The 19,804-nt window shown below is 72.1% G+C and carries 23 protein-coding genes; 5 read left to right on the top strand and 18 right to left on the bottom strand.

What is annotated here, in order from left to right; all coding sequences use genetic code 11:
• Positions 1–14: 14 nt before the first annotated feature.
• The 5 genes from rdgB to BUE48_RS19225 all read right to left on the bottom strand — a co-directional run bounded on the left by rdgB (position 15) and on the right by BUE48_RS19225 (position 4,055).
• On the bottom strand, positions 15–632 hold the full coding sequence (rdgB, locus tag BUE48_RS19205; RefSeq protein ID WP_012854177.1) for an RdgB/HAM1 family non-canonical purine NTP pyrophosphatase: 618 nt from the start codon (positions 630–632) through the stop codon (positions 15–17).
• The gene (gene rph, locus BUE48_RS19210; RefSeq protein WP_012854178.1) at positions 629–1,348 is read right to left on the bottom strand and encodes a ribonuclease PH; all 720 of its coding nucleotides are present in this window, start codon (positions 1,346–1,348) and stop codon (positions 629–631) included. The genes rdgB and rph overlap by 4 nt, the downstream gene beginning before the upstream one ends.
• Positions 1,349–1,412: 64 nt before the next feature.
• Positions 1,413–2,162 carry an MBL fold metallo-hydrolase gene (locus BUE48_RS19215; RefSeq protein ID WP_012854179.1) on the bottom strand — a complete coding sequence of 250 codons (750 nt, stop codon included), beginning with the start codon at positions 2,160–2,162 and terminating at the stop codon, positions 1,413–1,415.
• Positions 2,163–2,192: 30 nt separating this feature from the next.
• Complete coding sequence (gene murI / locus BUE48_RS19220; RefSeq protein WP_012854180.1) at positions 2,193–3,005, bottom strand: glutamate racemase; 813 nt, start codon at positions 3,003–3,005, stop codon at positions 2,193–2,195.
• Between the two features lie 249 nt (positions 3,006–3,254).
• Positions 3,255–4,055, bottom strand: a complete 801-nt coding sequence (locus tag BUE48_RS19225) for a thioesterase family protein (RefSeq protein WP_012854181.1) — start codon at positions 4,053–4,055, stop codon at positions 3,255–3,257.
• Positions 4,056–4,213: 158 nt separating this feature from the next.
• Between BUE48_RS19225 and BUE48_RS19230 the strand changes: the two genes are divergently transcribed.
• Positions 4,214–5,386, top strand: coding sequence for a DUF3825 domain-containing protein (locus BUE48_RS19230; protein ID WP_286990675.1), 1,173 nt, complete (start codon positions 4,214–4,216; stop codon positions 5,384–5,386).
• 12 nt (positions 5,387–5,398) lie between these two features.
• Here the strand turns inward: BUE48_RS19230 and BUE48_RS19235 are convergent, their stop codons facing one another.
• From BUE48_RS19235 to clpS, 6 genes are all read right to left on the bottom strand, one after another.
• Positions 5,399–6,082, bottom strand: coding sequence for a hypothetical protein (locus BUE48_RS19235; RefSeq protein WP_286990676.1), 684 nt, complete (start codon positions 6,080–6,082; stop codon positions 5,399–5,401).
• Between the two features lie 57 nt (positions 6,083–6,139).
• Positions 6,140–7,087 carry a PLP-dependent cysteine synthase family protein gene (locus tag BUE48_RS19240; protein WP_012854184.1) on the bottom strand — a complete coding sequence of 316 codons (948 nt, stop codon included), beginning with the start codon at positions 7,085–7,087 and terminating at the stop codon, positions 6,140–6,142.
• Positions 7,087–7,380: a MoaD/ThiS family protein gene (locus BUE48_RS19245; protein WP_012854185.1), complete on the bottom strand. Its 294-nt coding sequence runs from the start codon at positions 7,378–7,380 to the stop codon at positions 7,087–7,089. Before BUE48_RS19245 ends, BUE48_RS19240 begins: the two co-directional genes overlap by 1 nt.
• Before the next feature lie 292 nt (positions 7,381–7,672).
• Complete coding sequence (locus tag BUE48_RS19250; RefSeq protein WP_012854186.1) at positions 7,673–8,086, bottom strand: M67 family metallopeptidase; 414 nt, start codon at positions 8,084–8,086, stop codon at positions 7,673–7,675.
• Between the two features lie 59 nt (positions 8,087–8,145).
• Positions 8,146–8,673, bottom strand: a complete 528-nt coding sequence (locus BUE48_RS19255; RefSeq protein ID WP_012854187.1) for a DUF2017 domain-containing protein — start codon at positions 8,671–8,673, stop codon at positions 8,146–8,148.
• A gap of 36 nt (positions 8,674–8,709) precedes the next feature.
• Entirely contained in the window at positions 8,710–9,003 is a 294-nt protein-coding gene (gene clpS, locus BUE48_RS19260; protein ID WP_012854188.1) for an ATP-dependent Clp protease adapter ClpS, read from the bottom strand.
• 56 nt (positions 9,004–9,059) lie between these two features.
• Here clpS and BUE48_RS19265 point away from each other — a divergent pair, with 56 nt between their 5' ends.
• From BUE48_RS19265 to BUE48_RS19275, 3 genes are all read left to right on the top strand, one after another.
• Positions 9,060–10,412, top strand: a complete 1,353-nt coding sequence (locus BUE48_RS19265; protein ID WP_012854189.1) for a nicotinate phosphoribosyltransferase — start codon at positions 9,060–9,062, stop codon at positions 10,410–10,412.
• Between the two features lie 99 nt (positions 10,413–10,511).
• The gene (locus BUE48_RS19270; RefSeq protein ID WP_286990677.1) at positions 10,512–11,090 is read left to right on the top strand and encodes a nicotinamidase; all 579 of its coding nucleotides are present in this window, start codon (positions 10,512–10,514) and stop codon (positions 11,088–11,090) included.
• A 2-nt stretch (positions 11,091–11,092) separates the two neighbouring features.
• Positions 11,093–11,635: a gluconokinase gene (locus tag BUE48_RS19275; protein WP_012854191.1), complete on the top strand. Its 543-nt coding sequence runs from the start codon at positions 11,093–11,095 to the stop codon at positions 11,633–11,635.
• A gap of 16 nt (positions 11,636–11,651) precedes the next feature.
• On the opposite strand, the gene BUE48_RS19280 is transcribed toward BUE48_RS19275, so the two are convergent.
• The 4 genes from BUE48_RS19280 to BUE48_RS19295 all read right to left on the bottom strand — a co-directional run bounded on the left by BUE48_RS19280 (position 11,652) and on the right by BUE48_RS19295 (position 15,537).
• Entirely contained in the window at positions 11,652–13,409 is a 1,758-nt protein-coding gene (locus BUE48_RS19280) for a DEAD/DEAH box helicase (RefSeq protein ID WP_286990847.1), read from the bottom strand.
• 84 nt (positions 13,410–13,493) lie between these two features.
• The gene (locus BUE48_RS19285; protein ID WP_012854193.1) at positions 13,494–14,360 is read right to left on the bottom strand and encodes a zinc metalloprotease; all 867 of its coding nucleotides are present in this window, start codon (positions 14,358–14,360) and stop codon (positions 13,494–13,496) included.
• Between the two features lie 339 nt (positions 14,361–14,699).
• Positions 14,700–14,951, bottom strand: coding sequence for a DUF3039 domain-containing protein (locus BUE48_RS19290; protein ID WP_012854194.1), 252 nt, complete (start codon positions 14,949–14,951; stop codon positions 14,700–14,702).
• A 10-nt stretch (positions 14,952–14,961) separates the two neighbouring features.
• Positions 14,962–15,537, bottom strand: coding sequence for a YqgE/AlgH family protein (locus tag BUE48_RS19295; RefSeq protein WP_012854195.1), 576 nt, complete (start codon positions 15,535–15,537; stop codon positions 14,962–14,964).
• A gap of 165 nt (positions 15,538–15,702) precedes the next feature.
• Here BUE48_RS19295 and BUE48_RS19300 point away from each other — a divergent pair, with 165 nt between their 5' ends.
• Positions 15,703–16,410 (top strand): hypothetical protein, encoded by a 708-nt coding sequence (locus BUE48_RS19300; RefSeq protein WP_286990678.1) that lies wholly within the window; start codon positions 15,703–15,705, stop codon positions 16,408–16,410.
• Positions 16,411–16,447: 37 nt separating this feature from the next.
• On the opposite strand, the gene BUE48_RS19305 is transcribed toward BUE48_RS19300, so the two are convergent.
• The 3 genes from BUE48_RS19305 to BUE48_RS19315 all read right to left on the bottom strand — a co-directional run bounded on the left by BUE48_RS19305 (position 16,448) and on the right by BUE48_RS19315 (position 19,664).
• Positions 16,448–17,848, bottom strand: a complete 1,401-nt coding sequence (locus BUE48_RS19305) for an NAD-dependent malic enzyme (RefSeq protein WP_012854197.1) — start codon at positions 17,846–17,848, stop codon at positions 16,448–16,450.
• A 160-nt stretch (positions 17,849–18,008) separates the two neighbouring features.
• Positions 18,009–18,656 (bottom strand): cytidylate kinase-like family protein, encoded by a 648-nt coding sequence (locus BUE48_RS19310; RefSeq protein ID WP_148233062.1) that lies wholly within the window; start codon positions 18,654–18,656, stop codon positions 18,009–18,011.
• Positions 18,657–18,725: 69 nt separating this feature from the next.
• Positions 18,726–19,664: a tetratricopeptide repeat protein gene (locus tag BUE48_RS19315; RefSeq protein ID WP_012854199.1), complete on the bottom strand. Its 939-nt coding sequence runs from the start codon at positions 19,662–19,664 to the stop codon at positions 18,726–18,728.
• Positions 19,665–19,804: the final 140 nt, after the last annotated feature.

Raw genomic sequence — 19,804 nt, forward strand, 5'->3', positions numbered from 1 at the left:
GCCCGTCCCGCCGCTCAGGCGGGCCGGACGCCCAGGACCTCCGGGAGGATCTCGGCGAGCGCGCGCAGCGCCTTGCCGCGGTGGCTGACGGCGTCCTTTTCCTGCGGCGACAGCTCCGCCGAGGTGCGGGTGCCCCCGTCCGGGACGAAGATCGGGTCATAGCCGAAGCCGCCCTCGCCCCGGGGCCGGTCGATTATGCGTCCGGTCATGCGGCCCTCGACGATCCGCTCGATCCCGCCGGGGGTCACCAGCGCCACCGCGCAGGCGAAGTGGGCGCCGCGCCGCTCGGGCGGCACGTCGGCGAGCTGGTCGAGCACCAGCTCCAGGTTGGCGCGGTCCTTGTCGCCGGCGGCCTGGCCGAACCGTCCCGACCAGCGCGCCGACAGCACGCCGGGCATGCCGTTCAGGGCGTCCACGCACAGTCCGGAGTCGTCGGCGATGGCCGGCAGCCCGGTGTGGGCGGCGATGGCGCGGGCCTTCAGCAGCGCGTTGCCGGCGAAGGTGGGCTCGGTCTCCTGGACGTCGGGGGCGTCGGGGAACTCCTCCAGCCCCACCACCTCGATGCCGCCCAGGATGCGGCGCAGCTCGGCGACCTTGCCAAAGTTGCGGGTGGCGAGCACGATCTTGGTCATCGGTTCAGCGCCTCCTGCTGCAGCCGGGTCAGCTCGGCGCAGCCGCCGGCCGCCAGATCCAGCAACGCGTCCAGTTCCGCGCGGTCGAAGGGCTGCCCCTCGGCGGTGCCCTGGACTTCGACGAATTTGCCGTCCCCGGTGCAGACCACGTTCATGTCGGTGCCGGCCTCGACGTCCTCGGCGTAGCACAGATCCAGGCGGGGCTCGCCGTCGACCACGCCGACGCTGACCGCGGCCACCGAGCAGATCAGCGGGTCGCCCTTGATCAGCTCACGTTCGCGCATCCAGGCCACCGCGTCGGCCAGCGCCACATAGGCGCCGGTGATGGCGGCGGTGCGGGTGCCGCCGTCGGCCTGCAGCACGTCGCAGTCCAGCACCACGGTGTTCTCGCCCAGTTCCTTGAAGTCCACGCACGCCCGCAGGGAACGGCCGATCAGCCGGGAGATCTCCTGGGTGCGCCCGCCGAGGCGGCCCTTGACCGACTCGCGCTCGCCGCGGGTGTGGGTGGCCCGGGGCAGCATCGCGTACTCGGCGGTCACCCAGCCCAGGCCGCTGTCGCGGCGCCAGCGGGGCACCGAGTCCTGCACCGAGGCCGCGCACAGGACGCGGGTGGCGCCGAACTCGATGAGCACGGATCCCTCGGCGTGGTCGAGCCAGTTGCGCTGGATGCGGACGGGCCGAAGCTGGTCGGGTGCGCGGTCGTCAGGACGGGCCATGGCCTTCACCCTAGTACCCGCCCGCCCCCGCCACGTCCCGATGCGGCGAAGGCGCCGGCCGCGCTCAAAGCTCGTAGACGGTGCCGACCTGGGCGAGCTCGATCGGTCCCGAATAGTCGGCCATCTTGGCCTCGGCCAAGGTGACCGCCGGGTCGTTCCAGGGCAGCAGGTGGGTCAGCACCAGGCGGCCGACACCGGCGCGGGCGGCGTGCTCGGCGGCCTCCCGGCCGGTCAGGTGCATGTCGGGAGGGTTGGGACGGCTCTCCACGAAGGCCGCCTCGCACAGGAACAGGTCGGCGCCGCGGGCGATGTCGATGAGGGCCTGACAGCCTCCGGTGTCGCCGGAGTAGGCCAGCACCTTCCCCTCGTGCTCGACGCGCAGCCCGTAGGCCTCGACGGGGTGGTTGACCCGCGCGGCGGTCACCCGGAAGGGGCCCAGTTCGAACGGCTCGGCGGGGAATTCGTGGAAGGTGAACGCCTCCCCCATGTCGGGGTTGGGCTCCAGCTCATAGGCCTTGGCCATGTGCTCGGCGGTGCCCGCGGGGCCGTAGACCGGGATCACCGGCGCCTTGCCGAACGGGCAGTAGACGCGGGCGATCCAGTACACCGTCAGGTCCAGGCAATGGTCGGGGTGCAGGTGGGTGAAGCAGATGGCGTCGATGTCGAGCACATCGTGAAAGCGCTGCAGGGAGCCGAGCGCGCCATTGCCCAGGTCGAGCAGCATCGAAAAGCCGTCCGCTTCGACCAGATAGCTGGACGCAGGACTCTTCGGCCCGGGAAAGCTGCCGGAGCAGCCGATCACTGTGACCCGCACGCTCAACTCCTCCTTCGTGCCCCGAGGAATTCAAGGGGTCAGGGCGGCGCCCGCGACGGCCTCCACCAGGCCTATCTCGGGCCCCAGGAACCTGCGTCCCAGCCTCGCGAACTCCGCCGGATCCCCGGTGACAAGGAACCGGTGCACGGGTGGGGACGCGGTCTCGGCGCGGGCCAGACCCTGGTCTTGAAGCACTCGGTATACGTCCTTAGCGGTCTCCTCGGCACTTGAGACCAGTGTGACCCCGTCCCCTACCACGTAGGAAATGGCGCCGATGAGCAAGGGGTAGTGGGTGCAGCCGAGGATGAGGGTGTCGCAGCCCGCATCCACGATCGGCTGAAGGTAGGAGCGCGCCACCGACAGCAGCTCCGGCCCCTTGGTGATGCCGGCTTCGACGAACTCCACGAAACGGGGGCAGGCGACGCTGGTGAGCTCGATGTGCGGGGCGGCGGCGAACGCGTCCTCATAGGCCCGGCTGGTGACGGTGGCGTGGGTGGCGATCAGTCCCACCCGCCCGTTGGTGGTGGCCCGTGCGGCCCGCCGGGTGGCGGGCTTGATGACCTCCACGATCGGCACGTCGTAGCGTTCGCGCGCGTCCCGCAGCATCGCCGCGCTGGCGCTGTTGCAGGCGATCACCAGCATCTTGACGCCCTCGGCGACCAGCTGGTCGAGCATCTGGAGGGCGAAGGCGCGGACCTCGGCGATCGGCCGGGGGCCGTAGGGCTGACGCGCCGAGTCGCCGAGATAGAGGATCGGCTCGTCCGGCAGCTGATCGAGAATCGCACGGGCGACGGTGAGCCCTCCGTAGCCGCTGTCGAAGATCCCGATCGGCGCGTCAGACATGGTCCTTTAGGCTAGGCGACAGTTCCCTTGCAAAGCGCGTGTTGCGTCGCACATCACACGTTCACGTAACCGTCATATGACGTGTTCGTTCAAGGCGGCCCCGACATATTCGGCAGCGGTGGTCATATCGCACCTCTGGCGCGGTGCCGCCCGGTTTCGGCCCAGGGCGCGCCGAAGCGGCGGGCGGCCGGCGCGCATTCGTCCCGCCCCTTGCTCGAACGTGTTGTCGTCGCAGGTCGGACCGGGTGGTCAAGACGAGCCGCGGCCGACGCGGGCGATCTGGCGGCTTTGGGCGACCAGCCGGCCGGCGGAGTCCCACACCTCCACGTCCTCGTCGAACCAGCCGTCTCGCACCAGCCGTCCGGTGCCGTACAGGGTCAGCGTGCCGGGGGCGGGCAGGGCGCGCATGTGCCAGGTCAGCTCGACGGTGGGGGCCCAGCCGGAGAAACCGGTGTTGAGCACCACCGGCGGCAGCGCGTCCACCGCCAGCGCCAGCAGGAAGGGGTCGGGGGCGTAGTCGTCGTCGCGCAGCCGGAAGTAGCCGCGCATCTCCAGGCGGCCGTGGGGCCGTCCGTCGAGCCATCCCATGGTGGCCGGGTCGAAGCGCATGTCCACCCGGTCGGCGAAGCCCCGGTCCTTGGCGGGCGAGGGCATGCGGCCGACGCACTCGTCGATCGGCGGCAGCGCGGGGGGCGCCTGGTCGGCCCAGTGCGGTTCGGCGGCCGGGTCCAGGGTGCCGGTGACGACCTGGGCGTCGATGACCGGCTGCCCGTCCTGGGAGAGGGTGGCCCGGACGGTGGCGGCGGTGCGGCCGCTCTTGCGGGGCTCCACGGTGATCTCGGCCGGGCCGGGCCTGCCCACCCGCAGGAAGGCGGCGCTGGTGGAGATCGGGTGGGCGTGCGGGGCGGCGTCCATCGCCGCCCGCAGCAGGACGGCCATCAGGTAGCCGCCGTTGAGCGCCTCACCGATGCGGAAGCCCGCGTCGAGTTCGGCCTCATAGCGTCCCTCGGCGACGCGCTCGACCGCCGTGGCGTTCCCGAACCGGCTCATCTCAGCACCTCAGCTCCGCCAGATGGAAACCGTATCTAGAATCACATTCGAGAACGAACCCTACCCTCTTCCGTTCTGCGCACTTGATGCGGCCGGGAGGAAATCGTCCCGGCGTGACGGCACTACTCTGGTGATCCCACCGATGCCGGAGTAGATCTGTGACGCCGCACGAGCCCAAATCCACCGCCTACCACGATCCCGGTCACCTCGGCGGCCCGCACCCGTTCGGCGGCGCCGAAGGCGCCTCCCCCGCCGCCGCCGCGACGGACGCCCTGGGCGGCACCGGAGCCGCGGGGCTGCCGCCGTCCTATGGCGGCCCGCTCACCGGGTCGAAGGGGACGGACGATCCGCTGGCCGGGGTGAGCGGATCGGCGGGCACGGCCGCCGCGGGCTCCCGGGGACGCCACGCCTACCTGGAGGAGGCCGCGGCCTACCTGAGCGAGACGGCCGCCGCGGTCCCCCAGGCCCAGCCGGCATCCGCCCAGCCGATCTCCCGGCGCTCCCAGCGCGCCCTCTACAAGCACGCCACGCTCGGGCCGCTGCGGGCCGAGGACCCCTCGGCGTCCGGGGAGGACTTCTTCGACCTGCTGGCCCGGCTGGCCGAACCGGAGGAGTGGGGCGGCGCGCCCAGCGGCCCGGCCCAGGTGGCCCGCAGCGACGACACCTGGGTGCTGCGCGAGTACATCGAGCAGACCTTCGAACGGCTGTACCGGCAGCGCCGGATCCTCACCTCCCCCGACGGGGCGCACAGCGTCTTCAACACCGGCCTGGTCACCTCCCGCCAGGAGGAGATCTACGGCCTGTTCGTCCCCAGCCGCGACCCGGACGGGGCGCCGTGGCGGCTGCAGGGCTGGTACACCGAGTCCGAACGGGAGCTGCAGACCCACTTCCCCGAGCTGCCCCCGGCCGCCACCTACGCCGAAGAGCCCGCCGAGCTGGTCTACGACTGGCGGTGCGAGCTGGTCGTCAACGCCGGCCGGCTGCTGGAGTCCGCCGAGAACCTGGCGGCCCTGCCCGCCCCGCTGAACGCCAACCCCTACCAGGCCGGGCTGGTGCTGGAAGGGGCGGTGCGCCGGGCTCAAAGCCGGGCCCGGCGCGACTACCGCGCCGCGGTCCCCTGCTGGGACCCGCTCTCCGAACGGGTGCGGCTGCTGCTGCCGCTGTCGCTGACCAGCCCCGACGCGGTGGACGCGGCGCTGATGGTCGGCCGGGAGGACGCCCAGGAGGTCTACCGGGGACACCGGCTGCTGGCCCTGGACATCGCCTACGCCAGGGCGCGGCAGCTGGCCCGGCCCCACGACTGGCTCACCCCGCCCGCGGCGTCCTCCTGATCGGGCGACCGTTCACAGGTCGGGGTCGGTGCCGTAGGTCTCGAAGGCGGCCTCTTCATACAGCCGCATGTTGATGTCGTGCGCCCACTCGGCGGCAAAGCGCTTGACCCGCCGGATCCGTTCCGCATCCAGGCCGTGGCGCTCGAACTCGGCCTCGGGCATCTGCTCCTGGCAGGTCAGCCGGTCGGCCAGGCGTTCCAGGCAAAAGTCGGGGGCGTTGCAGCCGCCCAGCCACTCCAGCCGCTCATAGCCGTAATCGCCGGCCACCGCGGCCACGTCGATGAGGTCGCAGGCGACCAGCCGCCCGGCCAGCGCACCGACCTTCAGCCCGATCGCGTCCTCGTAGGCCACCACCGGGCAGCCGCCGATCCGCACCGGCCGCAGCCGCAGGGGGACGCGCAGCACGTTGACCCGGCAGGTCCGGCCGCCGCCGGGATCGGTGACCGCCAGGGTGAGGCACGCCTCATCCCTCCGATCGCCGCCCTGTACGCGCAGCCCCCGGTCCCGGTAGGCCGCGGTGATCGCCGCGGCGGCGTCCTCCAGCGGCAGCGGCTCGGCGGTGGCGAAGTCGACATTGCCGTGGGGACGGTCGATGAGCCCGTGCGCGCGCAGCGCATGGCCGCCGGCCAGCGCCAGGCAGAACTCGGCGCACACCGCCGCGGCGGCCTCGATCAGCAGACGGTGGAAGGGATCCATCACGGCGGGACGGCGGAGGGCGCACCGGCCGTCAGCGGACCGGCGACGGTCACGCCCTCACGCCCACAGCTGGCCTTCGAGACGCTCCTCGGCCTCTTCCAGGGTGCCCTCATAAGCCCCGGTGGACAGGTACTTCCAGCCGCCGTCGGCGACGATGAAGACGATGTCGGCGCGCTCGCCGGCCTTGACCGCCTTGCGGGCCATGCCCAGCGCGGCGTGCAGGGCGCAGCCGGTGGAGATGCCGGCGAAGATGCCCTCCTGCTCCAGCAGCTCACGGGTGCGGCGCAGCGCGTCCTGGGAGCTGACCGAAAACCGGGTGGTCAGCACCGACTCGTCGTACAGCTCGGGGATGAAGCCCTCGTCGATGTTGCGCAGGCCGTAGACCAGCTCGCCGTACCGGGGCTCGGCCGCCACGATCTTGACGTCCGGGACGTGCTCGCGCAGGTAGCGGCCCACGCCCATGAGCGTGCCGGTGGTGCCGAGCCCGGCCACGAAGTGGGTGATGGTGGGCAGGTCGGCCAGGATCTCCGGGCCGGTGGTCTCATAGTGCGCCTGGGCGTTGGCCTCGTTGCCGTACTGGTAGAGCATCACCCAGTCGGGGTGCTCGGCGGCCAGGCGCTTGGCCACCCGCACCGCCTCGTTGGAGCCGCCGGCCGCGGGCGAGGAGATGATCTCCGCGCCCCACATGCGCAGCAGCTGGCGGCGCTCCTCGGAGGTGTTCTCCGGCATCACGCACACCATCCGGTAGCCGCGCAGCCGCGCCACCATGGCCAGCGAGATGCCGGTGTTGCCGGAGGTCGGCTCCAAGATGGTGCAGCCGGGGGTGAGCAGCCCTTCCTTCTCCGCCTTGTTGATCATCCAGAGGGCGGGACGGTCCTTGACCGAACCGGTCGGGTTGCGGTCCTCCAGCTTGGCCCACAGCCGTACCTCCGGTGACGGGGACAGCCGGGGCAGCCCCACCAGCGGGGTACGGCCGAGGGAGTCCAGCAGCGAGTCGAAACGCATTACCGGGGGCCGCCGTGCGGTGCGCCGCCCGCCACCGCGGGCAGCACCGTGACCGTGTCCCCGTCGGAGACCTTGGTCTCCAGGCCGCCCAGGAAGCGCACGTCCTCGTCGTTGAGGTAGACGTTGACGAACTTCCGCAGCTTGTCGCCCTCGACCAGGCGGTCGCGCAGACCGGGGTGGCGGGAGTCCAGGTCGGTGAAGAGCTCGTCCAGCGAGCTGCCCTCGCCTTCGACGGACTTGGCGCCGCCAGTGAGGTTGCGCAGGATCGTCGGGATCCGGACCTCGATCGCCATCGCGATTGTTCTCCTTAGCGTCACAGGGGCCCACCGTCCGTGGGATGTCAACACGGGAGGGCGCCGGGGGATTCCGGGGCTGCTACGGGCGGCTTTCAGGAACAGTCGTAGACGACCTCGGCGCGGCAGTGCCCGAACAGGAAACTCTGCACAGGCGGGACACACATGGATTCGAGTTTACCGAGGACCTCACCGCAGGCCGGAAGCCGACCCCTGCGCCCTGACCGGTTCGGTGACCCTCGTCGGCCCGCGGTCCCGGCGCCTTTCCGACGAGACGGGCCGCCCAGGGTGCTCAGTACGAGTCGACGATGCGGACCTCTTCCTCGGTCACCTCCCCGTCCACGATCCGGAAGGAGCGGAACTCCGTCACCTCCGGATCCCGGGTGGAGACCAGCACGTAGTGGGCGTTGGGCTCGGAGGCGTACGAGATGTCGGTGCGCGAGGGGTAGGCCTCGGTGGCGGTGTGGGAGTGGTAGATGACGACCGGCTCCTCGTCGTTGTCGTCCATCTCCCGCCACACCCGCAGCTGCTCCATGGAGTCGAAGCGGTAGAAGGTCGGGGAGCGCTCGGCGTTCGTCATGGGGATGAACCGGGTCGGCCGGTCCGAGCCGATGGGGCCGGCGATCACTCCGCACGCCTCGTCGGGGTGGTCAGCGCGCGCATGCGCAACGATCTTCTCGTACAGGGCCCGCTCGATCGTCAGCATGCTCCGAAGGCTACCCGCCCGGCCGTCCCGCGTGATCGGCGGCCGCCGCGACAGTCCGCTCACCACACGGCCCGCACCAGCTGCTCTTGCAGCATGGTCAGCCAGTCGTAGGCGGCGTACATGGGAAAGCGCGGGTCGTCGCGGTCCAGCTCGGCGGCCTGCTCGTACCACTCCTCGGTGATGTCCAGCCGGGTGCCCAGCGCCAGCCGCACGTCGTTGAGGGCCCGCAGCCACGCCTGCGCCTGCTCGGCGTCCAGCACCACGTCCTCGCCGGGCCGCAGCGTGGCCAGCACCACCCCGGCGGCCTGGCGTTTGCCGTCGCGCAGCCCCGCCTCGGTGTAGCGGCGGAACTCCCGGGCCGCCTTGTCGTCTTCGGTATAGGCGTCGGGGAACAGCCGGGCCAGCACCGGATCGTCGGGCTTTTCGGCGTTCTCACGGATGCCGAGCGCGGCGGCCAGCGGGTCGGCGGAGGAGTCGGGCTCGCCGAGCAGGTCCAGCATCTGCTCGGTCAGGCTCCTGACCAGGGCCGCCTCGGCGTGGTCCAGCCGCAGCCGGACCCCCTGGCGGACGCGTTTGACCTGGCTCATGTTCCTCTTCCCGCGCGCCGTCCGGCCGCGATCGGTTCACTCATCGCGCTTGACGGTGGCCCACAGCCCGTAGGAGTGCAGGATCTCCACGTACCGCTCCATCTCCTCACGGCCGCCGCTGGCCACCACCGCCCGGCCCTTGTGGTGCACGTCCAGCATCAGCTTCTCGGCCTTGGGCTTGGGATACCCGAACACCGTCTGGAACACGTACGTCACATACGACATCAGGTTGATCGGGTCGTTCCAGACGATCGTCAGCCAGGGCAGGTCGGGCCGATGGTCCTCATCGGAGCGCGGCCGGTCCAGCTCCACCGGCGCCGGCGCGGTCATCGCGGATGCCCCCTTCCCCATGCGACTGACATGGCATACGACAGACCTGTGCATCCATGGTGCACACACCGGTCCGTAGTCTTCCACTTGTGGACCTTGGTTACAGTACGGCGCTGCTGACCGACCATTACGAGCTGACGATGCTGCAGGCCGCCCTGCGCAGCGGCACGGCCGGACGGCGCGCGGTGTTCGAGGTGTTCGCCCGCCGCCTGCCGGCCGGGCGGCGCTATGGGGTGGTGGCCGGGGTGGGCCGGCTGCTGGAGATGATCGAGCAGTTCCGCTTCGGCGAGCGCGAGCTGGAGTTCCTCACCTCCCGCGGCGTCGTGGACGAGTCCACCGCCCAGTGGCTGGCCGGCTACCGGTTCTCCGGCGACATCCACGGCTATCCGGAGGGCGAGTGCTACTTTCCGGGGTCCCCGATCCTGACGGTGGAGGCGCCCTTCGGCGAGGCGGTGCTGCTGGAGACGCTGGTGCTGTCGGTACTCAACCACGACAGCGCCATCGCCTCGGCGGCCTCCCGGATGGTGAACGCGGCCGGGGGACGCCCGCTGATCGAGATGGGGTCGCGGCGCACCCACGAGGCCGCGGGCGTGGCCGCCGCCCGCGCCGCCTACGTGGCGGGTTTCGCCACCACCTCCAACCTGGAGGCGGGCCGCCGCTACGGCATCCCCACCGCCGGAACGAGCGCGCACGCCTTCACTTTGCTGCACGACAGCGAGCGGCACGCCTTCCAGTCCCAGCTGGAGTCGCTGGGTGAGGGCACCACGCTGCTGGTGGACACCTACGACGTGGAACGGGCGGTGCGCACCGCCGTGGAGCTGGCCGGGCCGCGCCTGGGCGCGGTGCGCATCGACAGCGGGGACCTGGCGGTGGCGGCCGGCCGGGTGCGCGCGCTGCTGGACTCCCTGGGCGCCCGCGACACCCGGATCGTGGTCACCGGCGACCTGGACGAGCACGGCATCGCGGCGCTGGCGGCCGCGCCCGCCGACGCCTACGGGGTCGGCACCGCCCTGGTCACCGGGTCGGGGGCGCCCACCGCGGCCCTGGTCTACAAGATGGTGGCGCGGGCCGACTCACCCGACCCGGACGCCCCGCTGCGCCCGGTGGCCAAACGCTCGGTGGGCAAGCCCACCCGGGGCGGGCGCAAGACCGCGGTGCGGCGGCTGGACGCCCACGGGGTGGCGTGCGCTGAGGTCGTCTCCACCGGCGAGCTGCCCGCCGGCCCGCGCGACCGGCTGCTGCCGGTTCCGCTGGTCCGCGGCGGCGAGGTGGTCGGCCGCGAGCCGCTGGAGGCGGCCCGGGAGCGGCACGCGGCGGCGCTGCGGGAACTGCCGGCCACCGCGCTGCAGCTGTCGGACGGCGAGCCGGCGATCCCCACCGAGTTCATCGACGAGATCGTGTTCCCTTAGCGGTTCCCCTGAAGGTTTCCCTGAGCGGACGGGAGTCCCGGCCCATCCGGTCGGGTAGCGTCCCTATGCAACGGGGGTGATCGAAGGCAAGGAGCGGTCATGGGCAGGGCACTGATCATCGTTGACGTGCAGAACGACTTCTGCGAAGGCGGCTCGCTGGCGGTCGCCGGCGGCGCCGACGTGGCCTCGGCCATCTCCCGGTACCTGCAGGAGCACGGCGACTCCTACGACCACGTCGTGGCGACGCGGGACTTCCACCTGGACCCGGGCGACCACTTCGCCGACGAGCCCGACTACGTCGACTCCTGGCCGCCGCACTGCGTGATCGGGACGCCGGGCGCCGACTTCCACCCGAACCTGTCGCTGGCCCCGATCGAGGCGGTCTTCAGCAAGGGCCACCACAGCGCGGCCTACAGCGGTTTCGAGGGCGCCGCCGACGACGGCACCTCCCTGGCCGACTGGCTGCGCGCCCGCCGGGTGGACCAGGTGGACGTGGTCGGCATCGCCACCGACCACTGCGTGCGGGCCACCGCGCTGGACGCCGCCCGCGCCGGTTTCCGCACCCGGGTGCTGCTGGAGCTGACCGCCGGGGTCGCCGAGGCCACCACCGAACGGGCGCTGGAGCAGTTGCGCGCCGAGGGCGTCGAGCTGACCGGCGCCCCCGTGGTGCGCGCCTGACGATGCCCGCCCCGCTCCCGCAGGTCGTGGTGGTGGCCGGCGTGTCCGGCACCGGCAAGTCCACCGTCGGCGGGCTGCTGGCCCGCACCCTGGGCTGGGAGTTCGCCGACGCCGACGACCTGCACTCCGCGGAGGCGGTGGCCAAGATGGCCGGCGGCGTGCCGCTCACCGACGCCGACCGGCTGCCGTGGCTGCGCAAAGTCGCCGCCTGGATCGACGGCAGGCTGGAGTCCGGCGGGCAGGGGGTGATGGCCTGCTCGGCGCTCAAGCGCTCCTACCGCCGGATGCTGGTGCACGACGTCGAGCGGGTGCGGCTGGTCCACCTGTCGGCCGACCGCGCCCTTCTGCAGCGGCGGCTGACCGAGCGGACGGGGCATTTCTTCAAGGCGTCCATGCTCGACAGCCAGCTGCGCGACCTGGAGCCGCCCGCCGCGGACGAACGCGCCGTCACCGTCACGGTCACCGCCGATCAGACCCCGCACCAGGTCGTCGGCCGCATCATCGACGCGCTCGGCCTGCACCGCCCGCGGGCCGCCGGGCATTGAGCCGCCGCACCGGCCTTCAGCGGCGTTTGGCGGCCCACTCGCGGATCTTGGCGATGCGCTTGCTGATGTCCTCGGCGGACGCCTGCGCCACCCGCGGCCCTCCGCAGATGCGGCGCAGCTCGTTGTGGATGACGCCGTGCGGCTTGCCGGTGCGGTGGCTCCAGGCGCCGACCAGGCTGTTGAGCTCGGTGCGCAGCCGGTGCAGGTCCTCGGCGGCGGTGCGCTCCCCGGCGGGCTCGGCGGTCTCTTCGGCCTTTTGCTTTTTGCGGCGCTGGGCGGCCAGCTGCTCGGCCTGGCGGCGGCGCAGCAGCGCGGCCACCTGATCGGGCTCCAGCAGGCCGGGGATGCCCAGGTACTCCTCCTCTTCCAGGGAGCCGGGGGCGGCCTGGGTGCCGAACTCGCCGCCGTCGTAGACCACCCGGTCGAAGGTGGCCGAGGCCTCGACGGTCTCAAACGGCAGCTCCTCGCCGATGACGTCCTTGGTGTCGCGCTGCCGGTTGGCCTCTTTGAGCAGCTCGTCGTCCAGCCCCTCCTCCTGGCCCCCGACACGGTCCAGCACGTGGTCGCGCTCGGCCTCCAGCTCGGCGGCGTGCCCCATGAGCACCGGCACCGACGGCAGGAACACCGAGGCCGTCTCGCCTCGCCGGCGCGAGCGCACGAACCGGCCGATGGCCTGGGCGAAGAACAGCGGGGTGGCGGTGCTGGTGGCGTAGACCCCGACGGCCAGGCGGGGGATGTCCACCCCTTCGGAGACCATCCGCACCGCCACCATCCAGCGGTCCTGCGAGTCGTTGAACTGCTTGATCTTCTTGCTGGCGGTGGGGTCGTCGGAGAGCACCACGGTGGCCGGCTGCCCGGTGATCTCGCGGATCAGCCTGGCGTAGGCGCGGGCGTCGTCCTGGTCGGTGGCGATCACCAGCCCGCCGGCGTCGGGCACCCCGCGGCGGACCTCGGTGAGCCGCCGGTCGGCCGCCGCGAGCACCTGCCGGATCCAGTCGCCCTTGGGGTCGAGCGCGGCCCGCCAGGCCTGGGACATCTGGTCCTGGGTGAGCGGCTCGCCGAGCGTGGCGGTCAGCTCATCGCCGGCCCGGGTGCGCCAGCGCATCTCCCCGGCATAGGCCAGGAAGATCACCGGGCGGACCACCCCGTCGGCCAGCGCCGGCCCATAGCCGTAGGTGTAGTCGGCGCGGCTGCGCCGCACGCCGTCCGGGCCCTCCTCGTACTGCACGAAGGGGATCGGGTTGACGTCGGTGCGAAAGGGGGTGCCCGACAGGCCCAGCCGCCGCGTCGCCGGCTCGAACGCCTCCCTGATGCCGTCGCCCCACGACAGCCCGTCCCCGGCGTGGTGGATCTCATCCAAGATCACCAGGGTTTTGCGCATCTCGGTGCGGTTGCGGTGCAGCGCCGGGCGGGCGGCGACGGTGGCGTAGGTGACCGCCACCCCGTGGAACTCCTTGCCCACCTTGCCCTGGGCGTTGGTGAACTCCGGGTCGAGCCGGATGCCCACCCGGGCCGCCGACTCGGCCCACTGCCGCTTGAGGTGCTCGGTGGGGCACACCACGGTGACCGCGTGCACGACCTTGCGTTCGAGCAGTTCCTTGGCCAGGCGCAGGGCGAAGGTGGTCTTGCCCGCGCCCGGCGTGGCCACGGCCAGGAAGTCGCGGGGGCCGTTGGGGTGAGCCGGGCCGAAGTACTTCTCCAGCGCCTGCTGCTGCCAGGCACGAAGCGACGACGCGGTTCCCCAGGCTGCTCGCTCGGGGAAGGCGGGAGGCATGCTCGAAGCAGCGAAGGTGCTCACGGTCCTGAAAGGGTAGCGAGCCGTGCTGACAGCGCGTGGGACGGCGAAAAGGCCCTCCGGCTACCCGTCGGCCGCGGCGCGGAAGGCCGCCCACGAGGCGCGGATCCGGCGGCCCTGCCCTGCGGTGAACTCCCGCATGCAGGTGTCCCAGGAGTAGTCCATGAAGTTGTGGATGGGGTCGGCGCCGGGAGACGGGCAGGTGTCCTTGGTGTCGGGGCAGCCGTCGGTGGGCGTCGCCTCATAGGGGGTGTCGTCCACCCCGTCGCCGGGCTCGCTGCAGCCGTTTTCGAAGGTGTGGAACAGTCCCAGCCAGTGCCCGACCTCGTGAACGGCGGTGTGGCCGCGCGAGTACTCCTCATACGACCCGCCCGGCAGGCTGCGGTAGTCGACCACCACGCCGTCTTCGCCGGGCCGGCTGCTGTAGTACTGCGGGTAGGTGGAAAAGCCCAGGACGTCGATGCCCACCGCCGCCGTGTACAGGTTGAGGGTGGTCGCGCCGCCTTTGTTCAAAGCGGCCTTCATTTGCCGCTCGTAATGAATGGGGTATTTGAACCAGGTCGCGTTCGTGGTGACGTCGTAGCTCACCAGGCGGAACCGCACGCCGGTGTCGACCGCTCCTTTCCTGCGGCCGGCGTAGGCGGCGTTGAGGACGGCGATCTGCCGGGCGGCCCGCACCCGCGACACCTTCCCCCGCTCCCCGTCGGTGATGACATGGAACCGGACCGGGACGATGATCTTCCCGGTCCGGCGGGCGGCCCGGGCGGCGGCGGCCTCATTGGCGGTGCCGTACCGCTCGACCAGCTTGCGCCGCAGCTCGGCGAGCATCGCGGTGACCTGGTCGCCGCTGAGGGCGGCCGGGTCCCGGGCGGGGTCGCGGCCCGGCGGCGAGGGCCGCAGTCCCCGCGGCAACCCGGCGAACAGCCCCACGGCAGGCTCCTCGTGCGGCGCGGCCCGCCGCAGCGCGCGATCCCGCCCGCCGCCCGCCTGTGGTGGGCAGGAGTCGGCGGCCGCCGAAGCCGCCTGGGACGCCGGCCGAGCGGCGGACGAGACCTTCCAGGCACCGTGAGCGCTCAAGCCGGCACTGACGGTGACAGCCAGAGCGCACACCCCGATCCGGACGCCACACTGAACCATGACTCCCCCGACCCGTCGTAATCACATGGTGACAGGCCGAACTATCGCACGGTCGGCGTGGCGCCCGTCGGGGTTTTCCGCGACAGGGCGGCCGCAGAGCGCCGCTTCAGCGCCCCGAAGCGGGCGAAACGGTCACTCCTGGCCGTCGCCGTCGCCGGGCTGCAGCCCGTCGTAGATCTCCTTGCACTCGGGGCAGATCGGGTACTTGCTGGGGTCCCGGTTCGGCACCCAGACCTTGCCGCACAGGGCGATGACGGGGGTGCCGGTCACCGCGCTCTCGGTGATCTTGGCCTTCTGGACGTAGTGCGCGAAACGCTCATGGTCGCCGTCGCCATGAGACAGATCGGGCCGCACATCGCTGTCGGGAAGAATCTTGGTGCTCATCTCGACCAGGTTAGTTCAGGCTCGGGTCCTCCGGAAACGTGGCCACGAACGCCAGCTCGCTGCGCTGCCGCCGCAGCACCGTCTGCCACAGCCGCTCCGGCTCGCCGGCGAACACATCGGCCGCCTCGCCCGCCACCACGTACCAGGCCCCCTCTGCGATCTCGGCGCGCAGCTGGCCGGGGGCCCAGCCGGCGTAGCCGGCGAACACCCGCATCTGGATGATCTCGGCGGCGATCAGCGCCGGCGGGGCGTCCAGATCGACCAGCCCCACCCGGCCCACCTCGGTGTCGCCGTCGAGCGCCCGCCAGCCCAGCGGCTCCTCCGTGCCGGGCACCCGGGCCAGGGCCAGCGGCGTGTCCACCGCCACCGGGCCGCCCTGGAAGACCACACTGGGGCTGGTGGTCAGCTCGGCCCACGGCGGCAGCACCCGGTCCACGGGCACCTCCAGCGGCCGGTTGAGGACGACGCCCAAGGTGCCCTCGTTCTCGTCGTGCTCAGCGATCAGGACGACAGTGCGCCGGAAGTTGGGGTCCTCAAGATGGGGGGTCGCCACCAGCAGGCGTCCCACCGCGATGCCGTCGTCCATGCTTCCATGATGCTCGGGCCCGGCCGCCGGCGGCATGCGCCCCGGCGAGTTGAGCCGTAATTGATTCACGCCGACCCGGGTATCGGGAGAATATTGAACGACCGGGAAACGATCTGGCACTGGCAGCCGCGGATTTGACGCGGACCGACGGGGCGGGAGAACGCGATGCAATTGCCCAGGGTCATCATCGCGGCGGTGTTCTTCGTCATCGGGTTGCTGATCGCGGTGCCCGCACTGGTGCGCACCGCCTCCTCCAGCTCGAACGCATCGGAGAGCCCGTCATCGGTCGGCGGCTCCACACCGCCGGCCACCGAAAGTCCCAGCGCCTCACCCAGCGAGGGGCAGCCCAGCCGCTCCCCCTCCAAGAGCCCGTCACCGACCCCGACCCCCACCGGCACTCCCGCCCCGACCCCGACCACGCCGCGGCCCGGCACCCCCGCACCGCCGCTGAGCGTGACGATCGGCCGGGTCGACTGCCCCGGCCGCACGGTCGAGGTGACGGTCCGCAACACCGGCACCACCCCGCAGGACTACACCATCGAGACCGACGACGACAGCCCGCCCAAGGGCGACCGCCTGGAGGCCGGGCGAACCCGCACCACCGAGCTGACCCTGCGCGAGGACCGCCGCACCCGGGTGACCGTCACCTGGCGGAACGAACCGGTGAAGCGGGCCACCCGCACGGCCGACTGCCGGCGGGCCGCCCCGGCGCGCGAGGAGCTGCCGCACACCGGGTCCGACTCCGGCGTGCTGTGGACCCGCACCATCACCGGCGTGGCCGCCATGATCACCGGCGCCATCATCTTCTGGTACGGCGGCATCTGGCCGCGCCGCCGCGAACGCGTCTTCCCCGACAAGAAGAACGCCGCCTGAGGCGGGCCGGCCCGGCCCCCGTCCGGGCGGGGGCCGGTCAGGACCCGGCGCGGACGGCGGTGGCGGCCTCGCGGACCGCGGCGGCCACCGCGGGCGTCACATCCGGGTGGAAGACGCTGGGCACGATGTAGTTGGGGCCGAGCTCCTCGTCGCTCACCACCGCGGCCAGCGCCCGCGCGGCGGCCAGCAGCATGTCCTCGTCGACCCCCTTGGCCTGGGCGTCCAGCAGCCCGCGGAACACCCCGGGGAAGGCCAGCACGTTGTTGATCTGGTTGGGGTAGTCGCTGCGGCCGGTGGCCACCACGGCGGCGTGCTCGCGGGCCTCGTCGTAGGCCACCTCCGGCTCGGGGTTGGCCAGCGCGAACACGATCGCGTCGTCGTTCATGGCGGCGATGTCGGCGCCGGTGAGGATGCCCGGGGCGGAGACCCCGATGAACACGTCGGCGCCCTTGACCGCCCCGCGCAGGTCGCCGCGGTAGTCGCCGGCGTTGGTGTGCTCGGCGATCCAGCGCAGCGAATCGTCCAGGTCGTCGCGTCCGGCGTGGACGGCGCCGCGGTGGTCGCACACGATCACGTGCTTGGCCCCGGCGTGCAGCAGCAGCCGCAGGATGGCGCTGCCGGCCGCGCCCGCGCCGGCCATGGTGATGTGCACCGACGACAGGTCCTTGCCCACCACGCGCAGCGCGTTGGTCAGCGCGGCCAGCACGCAGATGGCGGTGCCGTGCTGGTCGTCGTGGAAGACCGGGATGTCCAGCAGCTCGCGCAGCCGGGCCTCCACCTCAAAGCAGCGGGGGGCGGAGATGTCCTCCAAGTTGATGCCGCCGAAGGCCGGCGCGATGATCTGCACCGTCCGCACGATCTCGTCGGTGTCCTGGGTGTCCAGGCAGATCGGCCAGGCGTCGATGTCGGCGAACCGTTTGAACAGCGCGGCCTTGCCCTCCATCACCGGCAGCGCCGCCTGCGGGCCGATGTTGCCCAGCCCCAGCACCGCCGAGCCGTCGGTGACCACTGCGACGCTGTTGCGCTTGACCGTCAGGCGCCGCACGTCCTCGGGGTTGCGGGCGATGGCCAAACTGACCCGCGCCACCCCGGGCGTATAGGCCATGGACAGCTCGTCCCGGGTGCGCAGCGGCACCTTGGAGCGCATCTCGATCTTGCCGCCGAGGTGCATCAGGAAGGTGCGGTCGCTGACCTTGTGGACGCGCACCCCCTCGATCGCCTCGACCGCCGTGACGATCGCCTCGGCGTGCTCGGTGTCACGCGTGGCGATGGTCACGTCGATGCGCATGGTCTCGTGGGCCGCGGTGTTGACGTCCAGGGCGGTGACGATGCCCCCGGCGTTCTCCACCACGTGGGTGATCTGGCTGACCGCCCGTCCTCCGGCCGGGACCTCCAGCCGGACGGTGATCGAATAAGACACGCTTGGCGCGGTGGCCACGACGATTGCCCCCTACTTACGACGTGATTGCACATCAGCCGGGGTGACAAGACCCCCGGTACCCCCGGCGCCGCGCCAGGAGAAAACGGCGTTGTCCCACCCTCATCGTCGCACGACGGCCTTGGTCGGCGGCTCGAATTGGAGTAGCGCACCGGGTGGTTCACAGCGACCGGGCGGCCGTGACGATCAGTGAGACGACCGTGTCCGCCGGCAGCACGGTGCTGTCGATCACCAGATGGTAGAGCCGAGGTGAGGCCGGGTCGACCCGATAGAAATGCTTGACATAGGCGGCACGGGCCCGGTCGTCGTCGTCCAGGAGGCGGCGCAGCGCCCGCCGCCGCTCCTCGGCGGGGTGCTCCCCGGCATCGTCCGCCGCGCCGCGCAGCGCCTGCTCCAGCCGCCGGTCGGCGGGGCCGTCCAGCCGGACGTGCAGGGTGCGGGGACGGTCGCCGAGCACCGCGGCGGCGGCCCGGCCCAGGATGACCCCGCCGTCCCCGGCGGCCAGCTGCCTGATCACCCGTTCGGTGTGGGCGACGAACTCCTCGTCGGGGATCAGCTCCCGGTCCGGCAGGTAGACGTCCATGCCGCCGAGCGTCACCCCGGGCACCCGGGCGGCGCCGGCCAGGATGCGGGCCAGGCCGTGGGCCGCCCGGTCGTCATGCGCCAGCGCCTCCTCCAGCGAGCAGCCGATCTCGGCCGCCACCGCCATCGGCACCGCCCGGTCCACGAACGGCAGCCCGAGACGCTCGGCGACGGCGGGGCCGATCACCTCGCCCCCGGCGCCGAACGTGGCCGAAATCGTCACCACCCGGGCGGGCACATCACCATCATGCCCGCCGGGTCCTCGCCTCCGAACGTCCCGCAAGGGGAGCGCCGGTCAAAACAGCGCGGTCTGCAGGCGGCGGCGGGCCTGGGACACCCGCGGGTCGTCCGGCGGCAGCACCTCAAACAGCGACAGCAGGTGCTTGCGGGCGGCGTCGCGGTCCTCGCCGGCGGTGCGGCGGACGGTGGCCACCAGCCGCTCGAAGGCCTCCTCGACCCGGCCGGAGAGCATCTCCACGTCGGCGGCCTTCGTCTGCAGCGCCACATCGGCGGGGGCGGCGTCCGCCTCGGCCAGCGCCCGCCCGGGGTCGAGCTGGCGGGCCCGCAGGTGCAGCTCGACCTCGGCCAGCCCGCGCTTGGCCCCGGCGTCCTGGGGGGAGGAGTTCAAGATCTCCTGGAAGGCCGTCTTGGCCGCCTCCAGGTCGCCGCGCTGCAGCGCCTCCTGCGCCTTGGCGTAGACCGGGTCGGGCTCGGGCTGCGCACCGGCGCCGGGTCCGCCCTGCGGCAGCATGCCCTCCCTGCGCAACGCGTCCATGAACTGGCCGATGATCTGGCGCACCTGCGGCTCGGGGTAGGCGCCCGGCAGCAGGGGCATCAGCCGCCCGCCGACCACCGCGGCCACGAACGGGATGCCGCGCACCCCCATCTGCTGCATGTAGGCGGCCAGCTGGGGGTTGGCGTCGATGTCGACCTTGGCGAGGATCCACTGGCCGGCGGCCTCCTCGGCGAGCCGCTCCAGGATCGGGCCCAGCTGCTTGCAGGGCCCGCACCACTCCGCCCAGAAGTCCACCAGTACCGGGACCGACCGGGAACGCTCGACCACCTCGGTGTTGAAGGTCGCATCGGTGACGTCCACGACGTAACCGCCGGCCGCACCGGGCCCGTTCCCGGAGGTCTGCGCGGCCCTGGCCGCCTGTTCCTGCTGCTTTTTGAGCGCGGCCTGGCGGGCACCGAGATCGATCGCCCCGCGTATCGAGAAGTCCCGAGAAGCCATGGATCCATCCTGCCCCATCGCGGCGGCGCGGCGTGCACCTGTCCGCCATCGGCGATCGAGGCCCGCCGGCCCGGTGCGGCGGCCCGCTCTGGGCGCTCCCGCCCCGGCTCGCCCCGTCAAATCCGCTCATCGAATGAATT

It is taken from the genome of Thermomonospora sp. CIF 1 (assembly GCF_001896795.1).
Lineage (GTDB): Bacteria > Actinomycetota > Actinomycetes > Streptosporangiales > Streptosporangiaceae > Thermomonospora > Thermomonospora curvata.

What these genes read in the sequence shown, in the direction of transcription:
- BUE48_RS19280 (WP_286990847.1), bottom strand. Translation starts at nt 13,409, where the DNA reads ATGCCTCCCGCCTTCCCCGAGCGAGCAGCCTGGGGAACCGCGTCGTCG.
- BUE48_RS19240 (WP_012854184.1), bottom strand. Translation starts at nt 7,087, where the DNA reads ATGCGTTTCGACTCGCTGCTGGACTCCCTCGGCCGTACCCCGCTGGTG.
- BUE48_RS19300 (WP_286990678.1), top strand. Translation starts at nt 15,703, where the DNA reads ATGCAATTGCCCAGGGTCATCATCGCGGCGGTGTTCTTCGTCATCGGG.
- clpS (WP_012854188.1), bottom strand. Translation starts at nt 9,003, where the DNA reads ATGACCGCGCCGGCGCCGGTGGAGCTGGACCGGCCGCGCTCCGATGAG.
- BUE48_RS19265 (WP_012854189.1), top strand. Translation starts at nt 9,060, where the DNA reads ATGGTGCACACACCGGTCCGTAGTCTTCCACTTGTGGACCTTGGTTAC.
- BUE48_RS19275 (WP_012854191.1), top strand. Translation starts at nt 11,093, where the DNA reads ATGCCCGCCCCGCTCCCGCAGGTCGTGGTGGTGGCCGGCGTGTCCGGC.
- BUE48_RS19315 (WP_012854199.1), bottom strand. Translation starts at nt 19,664, where the DNA reads ATGGCTTCTCGGGACTTCTCGATACGCGGGGCGATCGATCTCGGTGCC.
- BUE48_RS19245 (WP_012854185.1), bottom strand. Translation starts at nt 7,380, where the DNA reads ATGGCGATCGAGGTCCGGATCCCGACGATCCTGCGCAACCTCACTGGC.
- murI (WP_012854180.1), bottom strand. Translation starts at nt 3,005, where the DNA reads ATGTCTGACGCGCCGATCGGGATCTTCGACAGCGGCTACGGAGGGCTC.
- rph (WP_012854178.1), bottom strand. Translation starts at nt 1,348, where the DNA reads ATGGCCCGTCCTGACGACCGCGCACCCGACCAGCTTCGGCCCGTCCGC.
- BUE48_RS19225 (WP_012854181.1), bottom strand. Translation starts at nt 4,055, where the DNA reads ATGAGCCGGTTCGGGAACGCCACGGCGGTCGAGCGCGTCGCCGAGGGA.
- BUE48_RS19270 (WP_286990677.1), top strand. Translation starts at nt 10,512, where the DNA reads ATGGGCAGGGCACTGATCATCGTTGACGTGCAGAACGACTTCTGCGAA.
- BUE48_RS19290 (WP_012854194.1), bottom strand. Translation starts at nt 14,951, where the DNA reads ATGAGCACCAAGATTCTTCCCGACAGCGATGTGCGGCCCGATCTGTCT.
- BUE48_RS19250 (WP_012854186.1), bottom strand. Translation starts at nt 8,086, where the DNA reads ATGCTGACGATCGAGCGGGCCCTGTACGAGAAGATCGTTGCGCATGCG.
- rdgB (WP_012854177.1), bottom strand. Translation starts at nt 632, where the DNA reads ATGACCAAGATCGTGCTCGCCACCCGCAACTTTGGCAAGGTCGCCGAG.
- BUE48_RS19295 (WP_012854195.1), bottom strand. Translation starts at nt 15,537, where the DNA reads ATGGACGACGGCATCGCGGTGGGACGCCTGCTGGTGGCGACCCCCCAT.
- BUE48_RS19255 (WP_012854187.1), bottom strand. Translation starts at nt 8,673, where the DNA reads ATGAGCCAGGTCAAACGCGTCCGCCAGGGGGTCCGGCTGCGGCTGGAC.
- BUE48_RS19235 (WP_286990676.1), bottom strand. Translation starts at nt 6,082, where the DNA reads ATGGATCCCTTCCACCGTCTGCTGATCGAGGCCGCCGCGGCGGTGTGC.